This window comes from Streptomyces sp. T39, from assembly GCF_008042045.1.
In the GTDB taxonomy this organism is placed as follows: Bacteria; Actinomycetota; Actinomycetes; order Streptomycetales; family Streptomycetaceae; genus Streptomyces.
The window spans coordinates 1-738 of record NZ_RDBP01000288.1 but is presented as its reverse complement, the minus strand read 5'-3'; the positions used below and the strand labels follow the sequence as shown (position 1 = coordinate 738).

General features: G+C 77.2%; 1 pseudogene. It reads right to left on the bottom strand.

The features are described 5' to 3' along the window. A pseudogene (locus EAO77_RS39405) lies at window positions 1–738 on the bottom strand (hypothetical protein); the annotation flags it as partial.

Below are 738 nucleotides of genomic sequence, written 5' to 3'. Positions count from 1 at the left end.
GGCCTCGCTCTCCGTCCAGGTCAGGAACAGCCGCAGCGACCGGCCGTCGGGCAGCGCGAGTTCACTGCCGCGCGGGAGGGTCACCAGGGCACGGGACGCGGTCCGTTCGGTGAACGGCGCGATCACCCCGTCCAGGGCGGCGTCCACCACGGCGACGCCGACCGGGGCACCGCGGCCGGCCCGGCGCAGGACCTCCGCCGTGAGGACCTCGGTCACGGACCGTGTGACGGCGGACGGCAGCACCGGCCTGTCGTCGTCGGTGACGTGCGTTTTCGCGGCGCCCGCCGTTCTGCTCTCCGCGCTGGGCTCCCTGCGGGTCCGCGACMGGGAGCACACGGTGCGCGTGTTCTTCCCCAAGGCGGGCGCGACCGAGGTCGCGGCGTGCTCCAGCGCGCGGACGACCGCCCGCGCGCGCCGGGCGCCCGCCTCCGCGCCGGGCCGGTCGGCGCCGCGCAGGTGAGCATCGGACCGGTCGGCGTCGGACCGGTCGGCGTCGGACCGGTCGGCGTCCGACCGGTCGGCTTCGACCGCGAGACGCAGATGGTCGACGCGGCGCACCAGCTCACCGGGACGGCTCCTGAGCAGAGCGAGCGCGCCGTCGACGTCGCGGGCGGCCAGGGCTGCTTCGACGCGGCCGCTCCACCGGTGCGCCGTCACCGACGCGCCCGTCGCGTCGATGCCGCCGTGCTCTGCCGCCGTGCGACGCAGGACGGCGGACAGGCCGTGCGGACAGGCCGT